This window comes from Pedococcus sp. P2_D7 (genome assembly GCF_056404295.1).
Window position 1 is genome coordinate 1 of sequence record NZ_JBFUEH010000011.1, and the last position, 8,764, is coordinate 8,764.

An 8,764-nucleotide genomic window follows, 5' to 3' on the forward strand; every position below is an offset into this window, starting at 1 on the left:
CCGATGAACACCCTCGCCACACCCAACACCTCGCTTCGTCGCAACAACGGAGGAACGCGAGGTGGGCATTGCTATTACGAGCAGGGCAGTCCCTTCTTGAGCCACGCCTCGCCACGGTGGACGGTGGGCACGCAAACCGAAAGAGAGCCACACCGATTCGGTGGGCAGCCGCGATGGCGAGCATTCCCACCGACCACCTGGACCGAGTCTGGCCGGACACCGGTCCTAAGGGAATCGTCTAACAGCCGCCTTGAGGACGGTTCTCGGCGTGGCCGGGGCTCGGCGGGCTAGGCCCCCAGATGGGCAACCGTGGGAATCGGCAAACGCTGTGGCCGGTTTGTCCATCGACAGGTTCACGGCTGGTGCGTAGCGTCGAATAGGCCCCGCCGAGACTGTCCCGGGCCGCCCCTGCTGGGCCGGGGCGGACCCGGAAAAGCGAGGGCAGCCCCATGAGTTATGGCGTCGTTCACCAGTTCAAAGGCGGCACAAAGGATCAATACGAAGCCTCGATCGCGGCGGTGCACCCGGCCGACGGAAGCCTGCCGGCTGGGCAGGTGTACCACGCGGCCGGCCCCTCCGCAGACGGGTGGACCATCGTTGCCGTGCACGACACGAAGGACAGCTGGGAGACCTTCCGCGACTCGACCCTTATGCCACGCATGCAGCAAGGCATCCCCGGCGGGTTCACCGATCCCCCGCAGGAATCGGTGTTCGAAGTGGTCAACGAAGTCAGGGCACCTGCGCACGCCTGAACCGCCCAGGCCGCCATGACCGAACCCGAGGAAGGTGCCAGAGTCCGCACCGCCGTCCTAGGACCCGGACTGCCAGGAAGTCCGGGTCCTAGGACTCCCGAGCGGGCCCGGCCAGATCCGGCCCGATAGGCGCGTCACTCCGCCGCGTTTAGGGGCGGTATGCCATGCGTGGGCTCGAAGGCGACGAACAGGTTGGTCTATCGGCGCCAGCGCCACCAGACAGTAAACGCACTGAGCATCGCGACGACGCTGACTGCGATCGCGACTGGTGTGGCCCACGAGGTCGACGCGAGGTCTTGCATCTGAGGGACAATCGAAATGACCGTCCCAGCGGCTGATATCACCGCGGCGACTACGGCCAGAGTCCGCGCCCCCATCGCCGTGCGACTCTCGTAAACCCTCGTGAACGAGGCGTCCGTTGTCGCCGCTAGAGATTCGAGTTCAGCAAGGACCTCGGCTCGCTTGGCCTCAGACTGCATCGGGTGCGTGATCACTCCGGTGGTGACGGCCCGCTGAAGGACGACTACAGATTGAGCCAATTTTGAGGTGCCTTGCACGAGCAGCGCTATGACAACAAGAACGAGGGCCAACCACGATCCGCTGAAGGACAACGCGCAGTAGACAGCAAGGACCAGGATAGGGGGACTGACATTGAGCCTGAATTCAGCCTCAGACATAAGGCGGTCGTACTCTCCGAAAACGGCACTGTTAGCGATCAGCAGGCGTGCACGAAACTCGGTCGATGGAGTCCCAACCTCACTCAACGCCAATTGTCGGGGCTCAATATCGTCAAGCAGGCGCCCCTCGAACCCGCGAAGAACATCTTCTCTCAGAAATGAGGCGTAGAGCTTCAGGGCGTTCTGTCCAGTTGGGGTGATGAAGTATGGCGACAAGGCGGTGAGGAGTCGGCCGGCGCCAGTGTTCTCCACGGACACTGTCAACACCGACCCGAGCAAATAGGCAGCGAATGACGCAGCTGCCAGCGCCGCGCCGATGCCAACGCTTTGTCCCATCGTGAATAGGCGCTTGACGACTCCGTCGTCGCCTGGCTCGGTGAGTGGGATAGATGGCAGGAATATGAGCCAAAAGGTCGCGAGCCAGAGATATCCCACGGTCAATGGAGTTCTCACGTCCCTTAGGCCGGGCAGAAGGCTGGCTAGCACCTGCCACTCCTCTCTCGTGCGAGCAGCGTGAATACCGACCAATGGTCGGTTGGCGTCGATGTCGCTGGTCTGTCCGTGACCTGAGTGCGGTCGGGCCCAATCTGAATGGTGCCCGGCTTCTTTGATCGGCGCACTTCGTCGGCCCAGACGGCGCACAGAGCGCCTGGGGACCCTACGGTGGAAGCAGTCCATATCTGGGCCGCGTCACTTCGCCGCATCTGCTCGCCCAACGGGCCGCACGCATGGATCAAGATCGAACTCGTGTGGATCCAGACCTAGCTCGTGCTCGTTGATTGCAGCGACCAGCAGGCCGGGCTGGCCTCGGCCTGCTGGGGGGCGCTTCGTTCTACTCACCTCGACGTCCGCGAAGGAACTGACCTTGGTCGAATGCTTGGCGCCCCTCGCAAGTGCTGCCTTGATCTAGTTCGGCATCCCGACCACCTAGCAGGAGAGGCAGCCCCCCACGCCCCGGACGCAGCGGTGGACTGGGATCCAATGATGACCGCGGAGCCGGATGGCTGCATGGGGGGAGGCGCCGGGTCGTGGCTTTGCTCAGGGCTGCGCGCGGAAGTTGTGACGGGAGGATCTTGCCTCGACTACCGAAGGGTCTTCGGTCAGCGCCGCCGAAACGCCGATGGAGGCTTCGTCGGGTGTCGCTGCAGGCGTCTACAGTGGCGCCATGCCCGACACGTTGCCCCCGATCGAGCTCGTCCTAGAAGAGGACATGCAGACTGCTTGGGTGCCGCACGTCCTGGGCCTTCGATCTGGGGCCGACTTCGATGCCGAGCCAGGAACAAGTGGCGAACGCATAGAAGAGATGCACGTCCCAAAGCCCGACGGTAGCCGGTTGGTTGCCCCCATTTTGCCGCTCGATCGTATTCTGCAGCTTCACGATGCCGCTGAGCCGTTCAAGGACTTTGTCGACCATTCGCTTGAGGTTGGTGTCTGCGGGTACCGCCGAGGAGCCGAGTCGGGGATGACTTACCGCACTGAGCATCGTCGCTTCACAGAATTCGTCGAAGGCGAGACAGAGCGGGCCGCTTTTGTTGTCTCGGCGGACATACGTCAATTCTTTGTGAGCACCAACTGGGACCTCGTACTGGAAGCTGCCCGGACGATTCCCGGTGTTTCGACCGCGCGACTTGAGGACGTCGCCAGAGACTTCAGGTCCTTGGGACTCGACCACCTGCCGGCTGGATATGCTGACGCCCGGTTCTTGGCGAACATGGTCCTTCTTCAGGTTGACGCAACCCTCCGTCTCCCGTTTGCACGATGGGTCGACGACTATCGCATCTTCGCCGCTTCTGAGGCGGACGCCTTGGAAGCGGTGCGCCAACTGTCCAATGCGCTCGAGACCATTGGACTCAGACTCAATGCCGACAAAGTCCATATCCAACCGATGCAGCTCTTTCGAGCCAGTCGACAAGCGACCTTGACCAGCGTCTATCACCCGGACTCTGAACCGACTGAGCAGGTCCGCGCCTCCTTGCGAAGCGTCTTCATATCGGCCTCGAGTGACCCCGTCGCGCATCGCCGCGAACTCAGGTTCGTGTTGCCCCGCCTCGCAGCAGAGGGTGACAACATCGCGGTCGAATGGGCGCTTGCCGTTCTGCGAGACGTGCCCTGGGAGGCGCCTCGCATTGTGGACTATCTGTATACGTTTTCGGATGACGTTAGAGTGCGCCGTGGCCTGGAGAATCGCCTAATCGAGTCTTTGGATGAAGGACACACGTGGGTCTCATGTCGACTCGCAGTTGGCCTCTTCAACAAGGATCTCTCGCGTGGCGCTGCACACGCTGTGGCAGGCGCCTTGCATGCAACCGAATCGCCATCACTTTGGGGACTCCTGCTCCGATTGCTGGCGTTTAACGGGTATGCGCAGGAGGCGACCGAGGAGATAGCCAAGCGCTGTCTGAGTCAAAACGCAGTGATTGCTGCGCGCATGGACATGGAAGTGCGAGGGGCAGACAACACGCATTTGGCAGCCGCGCCCCCTCCGAACCCACACTCCATTCTCTGACCAATGGCCGAGGGCATCGACGCTGCCTCGTTCGAGTTCTACGAGGGCATACGAATCTTCATTCCCGGGGCCATAGCAGTCGGCATGGCTGGTGGAGTCGGAGTGACCTTCGACGTGAAATGGTTGGACCCAACCGGAAATACGCTGGCTGCTGTCGTTGCATCGCTACTTGTCGGTCTGGTGTTCTATTTCGTTGATGCACCTGCTCGTTCCGCTGTAATCAGGCCGCTCCAACCGACTGAAATTCTTCGCTCATGGGGCGAGCGCGGCGAACTCAGTACGCTTAACACCTACCTACTTCTACTAGATACGGAGGTGCCCCCCGCCATCCGGGCTAGGGCGCTCTACATGGGCAGTATGTTCCGGATCGGGTTCGAGGCGATCTTTCTATTGATTCTTGGCGGGCTGGCAGTCGTTCTGTCTCCCATCGCAATTTACGAAGTGTCCGGGGTAGACGGCGGCGCAGCCACTCCCACCCGGACGTGGCTAATGGCTGGCGTCCTTTCATGTTGGGTGTTTGCGGTATGGCGACACAAACAACAGGGAAGGGCCAGCCGCCCCGAAGCGACGTCAGTCGGCGATGTACCAACCGTGACGACCAACCGTGTCGACTATGCGCTCCTAGCGGTCGCAAGTGCCGTGTACGGGGTCCTCTTCCTGCGCCATGACCATTTCCAGTCGCGCACCCTCGTGATTCCCTGTGTGGCCTTAGCAGCGTTGTGGGCGGTGAGGTACTTCCGGGGGTATGCGCCCATCGCCAGGGGCGCAAGGCGCCCTGTCGATGCCGTTCACGCCGTCTTGCTCGCCTCTGTGCCGATTCTGATGGGTATGGGTAGCCAGTTCCTCAATCCGCCCCGGGCCCGTCACATGTCGCTCTACGAAGAAGTGACCTGGGACGCTGTCATGCTCGTTGGTCTGCTATTGATCACGGCAAGGGGGCACGAGCGTCGTCTCCGTGGCGCCTACTCGTCCCAGAACTCTTGGCTTGTCAGCAATAGGCGCAGGATCCTGCAGGTGCACTACGGGGTTGGTGCCTCACTCGTCAGGCCCGAGTCACCCAGCAACGGCGACGGATGTTGACGGGGTAGAACCAGACCCGCATTTGTTCCCCAGACGTGCTCATAGTGGATCTGGGTGATCCGCGCGCTTTCGTCCTAATGCCACAGGGGTTGGCCTCCCATGGCGTGAGCTCTAGAGAGCAACTTCGGCGTCCGAGGCCACCGCAACTTGCTGGTCGGATCTCTCGAAACACTAGATTTGGAAGCGTGACAACTCCGCCGTACCTGATTCGACGCAAAGGTGTGGCGCTGTGCCTCAGTGGAGGAGGGTACCGCGCGGCACTGTTCCACCTAGGGGCCCTCCAACGACTAGATGAGATAGGACTCCTAACGCAAGTCACGACCGTAAGTTCGGTGTCTGGCGGTTCGATCGTGGCTGGCCTACTGGCAGACCCAAGACTGGACTGGCAGCGACCGCAGCTTGGCGGATTTGTCGAGCACGTAGAAGGAGCCCTACTTGAACTGACCCGCCACAACATCCGTACGGTTGCGTTGACAGCTCGTGCTCGACCCTCGAATGTGCTGCGCGGCGGAGCGTCCTTGAAGGCCTTAGAGCGTCAGCTGGTCAAGTACGTGCCCCACCTCGGGCGTCATCTGAGCGAAATTCAAGGCCAGGGACCCGCTCTGAATATCGCTGCTACGGAACTGACAACGCTGGACGGGTGGTACTTTCTGACGCCGAGGATGGATCACCCACATGGTCGAGTGGGCGGCCCTGGGGTCGGTTATGACATACCCGCGCCAGGTGACACTCTCGCCACCGCGATTGCGACATCCGCGGCATTTCCTCCATTTTTTAGCCCTCGGATCGTCGACCTGACAGCGGGGCAGTGGAAAACCGGCGTGCATGGGCAATTGGGTCGTCCCCTACTACTCGATCGATGCCAACTTACCGACGGTGGCGTGATTGACAACACGGCTTTGGAGTCTGTTTGGAGGAATCACGGAACCGTGTTCTTGAGTGATGCTTCTGCCTTCTCAGGGGCAGCGCCTTTGATCATTCGCACGCGACTAGGCATCGCGACTCGGGCTCTCGCAGCCACCACCGCGCAGACCGCCTCAATAAGACGACGCTGGCTCTTGACCCAGTACGCGCGGGGCGTCGTTGCTGGAGGATTGTGGTCCATAGATCTGACGCCAGATCATGGCTTTCGTGAGGAAACGGTTAAGGCCATTGCAAGTGTGCGCACGGACCTCGACGCCTTTTCCGAGCATGAGCAGATGGCCCTGGTAAGGCAGGGCTACTTCGCGGCCTCAGCCGCCCACCTGGTGGATGTGGAAGAAGGACACGTAGCGCCTGGGCCGCGCCCGGAGCCCAATGCTGAGCAGCGAATGTTGCGACACCTCAGTAGGTCACACAAGCGAACGCTGCTGGGCCGGTACTGAGACTTTGCGGATTGATGTCCGGCACAGATCGGGGGGACCGGTCGGGCAGCCGAAAGGCTCAGGGCGCCACGCGATGTTCAAGTTCTAGGACGCAGAACGTCGATACGGAGGACTTCCTGCAGGCCCGACACCCGATTTACATCAGGCTGCCTTACGAGCTGCCCTACCAAGCCACTTGTGCCCCCAGACGGCGCCTGCGTGTGCTTCCCAGCCAACGACCAGACCAAGTTCAGCCTTCGAGCCTGCACCCATGACTGCCGCCCCGACAGCAATGTCACTCTGGCTGGGCAGCGGTGGCTCGCGGGTCCGGTCCCCTCGATTACTGCACTGCAAGGACCTAGACCAAGGGGCGAGGTCGTTGCCGCCGCGCCGGACGGATCCGCTCATCCGAAATCTGCACGCCGGCCCACATGCGTCCTTCCGCCGCATTGGCACTGGGGCTGGACGTGGTAACACCCGACTGATCGCGCACGAGACGCGTTTGACCGCCGGCGCTGTGCGGAGCAACTAAGTTGCTCGCATGGATCACGAGTCACGCCTGCAACTCCTCGGCCTCACTACGGCGATGAGCCATCAGTTGGAGCTCGTAACCGCACAAATCCTAGCCCGCACGTTGCTGATATCGGAGTCGACTGCCCGTCTGGTCGCTGGCGCGATGGGCGTAGGTTCGGCCCTCGGAGTAATGCAAACCTTGACTACCAGGCAAGAAGGCGGCTCCCTGGATCCCAGCGCCCTTCGTTCGTGGCTCAATCTGGGCAAGACCGCCAACGAGGCCAGGAACCGGGTGATCCATACGCCATGGGTCGAATCATTCGATGGCCCAACGCGAGTCCTCGCCAAGGGCTCGATGAAGTTGGAGAGCCGTACGGAGGATGACCTGATGGCGGACATTGAGGCCATCAAGGTCGCGGTCCGCAGCGGCTATCAGCTCTTGGGGGAGTGAAAGCCCGTGGCGCCGTACGCGTCAGTCCGGCAGCGCGATGGTGGCGGCCGGCTCAGAGCGCCTCGCATCTTTCCACTGCGATCGCGCCCTTGGTGAGACGGCCGTGGTTCCGCGAACGACAGTGACGGCAGCGGCGGTGCGCTGGTAGAACGGGGACAGGCGCCCGAGACGAGGAGACTTGAGATGCCAGGTCGAGCAAGGGTCGGTAGCGTGGCGGACTTCGCCGATGGGGAGCTGCACGCCGTGGATGCTGCGGGCACGTCCGTCGTGGTCGGTATCGCTGGAGACTCGTTGTGCGCGGCGCGCAATCGCTGTCCACACCTTGGCCTCTCCCTCACCAGGGGGCCAGGTGGTCTGAGGTACGCCGACGGGCAAGTCGTCTGCCCGTGGCACAACTCCCGCTTCGACCTGGCGTCAGGCGAGAACCTCGACTGGGCGCCCGGCTTCGGCGGTAGGGACATGCCACGCTGGTCGCGCAGGATGATCGCACTCGGCCGGAAGCCATCGCCGCTGACAAGGTACGACGTCGTGGTCGATGGAGACGACGTCTACGTCGAGCTCTGAACGCCGTCTCCTCCACGCTCGGCGTGCATCTCCGGAGTGGCATGGGCGGGCCGTTGCCCGCAAGCCCGCCGACAGAACCTGGGAGGAACGCCCGCTACTGCCACGCTGTGGCCGTAACGTGGTCGGCAGCGACCGCGTCATACCGCCCCCTTGGCTCGTCGCGGGTCATGAACCCCTAAGTGTCTTCTCACGACGATGGGCGATTTAGGTCAGGACCGAGTCAGGTCGGCGTACTCATCCTGAAGGATGCCATCGTTGACCCATCCGTCGGCCCGCGCGCCGTGCTCGATGCTCGCGGCAAGGGCCTCGGCGCCCCCTGCAAACCTGGCGAGCACCGCCCCTTCACCCGGCTCCTCGTCCGGGTCGACGGGAGGGAACTCGTACAGATCCAGGAAGGCGGCACTCCCCAAGTCGCGCACGCGGTGCCGAACCAACGCGACGCCTGACGACTGTGGCGACAGTCGAAGCCACTCGATGCCCATGTGGTCGGTCGTCGGCTGAACTATCAACTGCTCGATGGGGCGCCCTCGATCGAGCGCCCCCAAGGCTTGCTCCTCGGTCAGGTGCCTCATGGGTACATCATGGCCCGAACGCCCGAACCTGCTGCGATGCGTGCGGCGATCCTCACAGTCTTTCCGGCTCCCTTCTGTTGTCAACGGGCGTGTCTGAGGGACCTTCGCGTTGTGGTCTTCCGGCCCGGGTCGGTGCGGCGTAGCGTCGGTGTTGCGGGTCCGGGAAGTGGCTGATCCGAAGTGTCGATGTGCGGGGGCAGGTCGACCGCGCTGGATTGAAGTGACGCCCCGCAGTGCCCTCCCGGGCCCGCCTCAAGTGCCATCGCTCGTGCTGGCTGGGCGGCGCGGCGGGCGTCGGCGACCAGC

The 8,764-nt window shown here is 62.6% G+C and carries 8 protein-coding genes; 6 read left to right on the forward strand and 2 right to left on the reverse strand.

Annotated elements, in window-relative coordinates:
• The first annotated feature begins 449 nt into the window (after window positions 1–449).
• A complete protein-coding gene (locus AC1DWJ_RS19080; RefSeq protein WP_457252754.1) occupies window positions 450–752 on the forward strand; it encodes a hypothetical protein in 303 nt (100 codons plus the stop codon).
• Window positions 753–949: 197 nt separating this feature from the next.
• Here the strand turns inward: AC1DWJ_RS19080 and AC1DWJ_RS19085 are convergent, their stop codons facing one another.
• Window positions 950–1,915, reverse strand: coding sequence for a hypothetical protein (locus tag AC1DWJ_RS19085; RefSeq protein WP_477621686.1), 966 nt, complete (start codon window positions 1,913–1,915; stop codon window positions 950–952).
• A gap of 679 nt (window positions 1,916–2,594) precedes the next feature.
• Here AC1DWJ_RS19085 and AC1DWJ_RS19090 point away from each other — a divergent pair.
• From AC1DWJ_RS19090 to AC1DWJ_RS19110, 5 genes are all read left to right on the forward strand, one after another.
• Complete coding sequence (locus tag AC1DWJ_RS19090) at window positions 2,595–3,935, forward strand: RNA-directed DNA polymerase (RefSeq protein ID WP_477621687.1); 1,341 nt, start codon at window positions 2,595–2,597, stop codon at window positions 3,933–3,935.
• Window positions 3,936–3,938: 3 nt separating this feature from the next.
• Window positions 3,939–5,015 carry a hypothetical protein gene (locus tag AC1DWJ_RS19095; protein WP_477621688.1) on the forward strand — a complete coding sequence of 359 codons (1,077 nt, stop codon included), beginning with the start codon at window positions 3,939–3,941 and terminating at the stop codon, window positions 5,013–5,015.
• A gap of 77 nt (window positions 5,016–5,092) precedes the next feature.
• Complete coding sequence (locus AC1DWJ_RS19100; protein ID WP_477621692.1) at window positions 5,093–6,379, forward strand: patatin-like phospholipase family protein; 1,287 nt, start codon at window positions 5,093–5,095, stop codon at window positions 6,377–6,379.
• A 520-nt stretch (window positions 6,380–6,899) separates the two neighbouring features.
• Complete coding sequence (locus AC1DWJ_RS19105) at window positions 6,900–7,322, forward strand: hypothetical protein (RefSeq protein ID WP_477621689.1); 423 nt, start codon at window positions 6,900–6,902, stop codon at window positions 7,320–7,322.
• 210 nt (window positions 7,323–7,532) lie between these two features.
• Complete coding sequence (locus tag AC1DWJ_RS19110; protein WP_477621690.1) at window positions 7,533–7,886, forward strand: Rieske (2Fe-2S) protein; 354 nt, start codon at window positions 7,533–7,535, stop codon at window positions 7,884–7,886.
• A gap of 209 nt (window positions 7,887–8,095) precedes the next feature.
• Here the strand turns inward: AC1DWJ_RS19110 and AC1DWJ_RS19115 are convergent, their stop codons facing one another.
• Window positions 8,096–8,458, reverse strand: a complete 363-nt coding sequence (locus tag AC1DWJ_RS19115; protein ID WP_477621691.1) for a hypothetical protein — start codon at window positions 8,456–8,458, stop codon at window positions 8,096–8,098.
• Between the last annotated feature and the right edge of the window lie 306 nt (window positions 8,459–8,764).

Bases quoted from the DNA above. Each gene is read 5' to 3' on its own strand.
- AC1DWJ_RS19080 (WP_457252754.1), top strand. From the start codon at position 450: ATGAGTTATGGCGTCGTTCACCAGTTCAAAGGCGGCACAAAGGATCAA.
- AC1DWJ_RS19090 (WP_477621687.1), top strand. From the start codon at position 2,595: ATGCCCGACACGTTGCCCCCGATCGAGCTCGTCCTAGAAGAGGACATG.
- AC1DWJ_RS19095 (WP_477621688.1), top strand. From the start codon at position 3,939: ATGGCCGAGGGCATCGACGCTGCCTCGTTCGAGTTCTACGAGGGCATA.
- AC1DWJ_RS19100 (WP_477621692.1), top strand. From the start codon at position 5,093: ATGCCACAGGGGTTGGCCTCCCATGGCGTGAGCTCTAGAGAGCAACTT.
- AC1DWJ_RS19105 (WP_477621689.1), top strand. From the start codon at position 6,900: ATGGATCACGAGTCACGCCTGCAACTCCTCGGCCTCACTACGGCGATG.
- AC1DWJ_RS19115 (WP_477621691.1), bottom strand. From the start codon at position 8,458: ATGAGGCACCTGACCGAGGAGCAAGCCTTGGGGGCGCTCGATCGAGGG.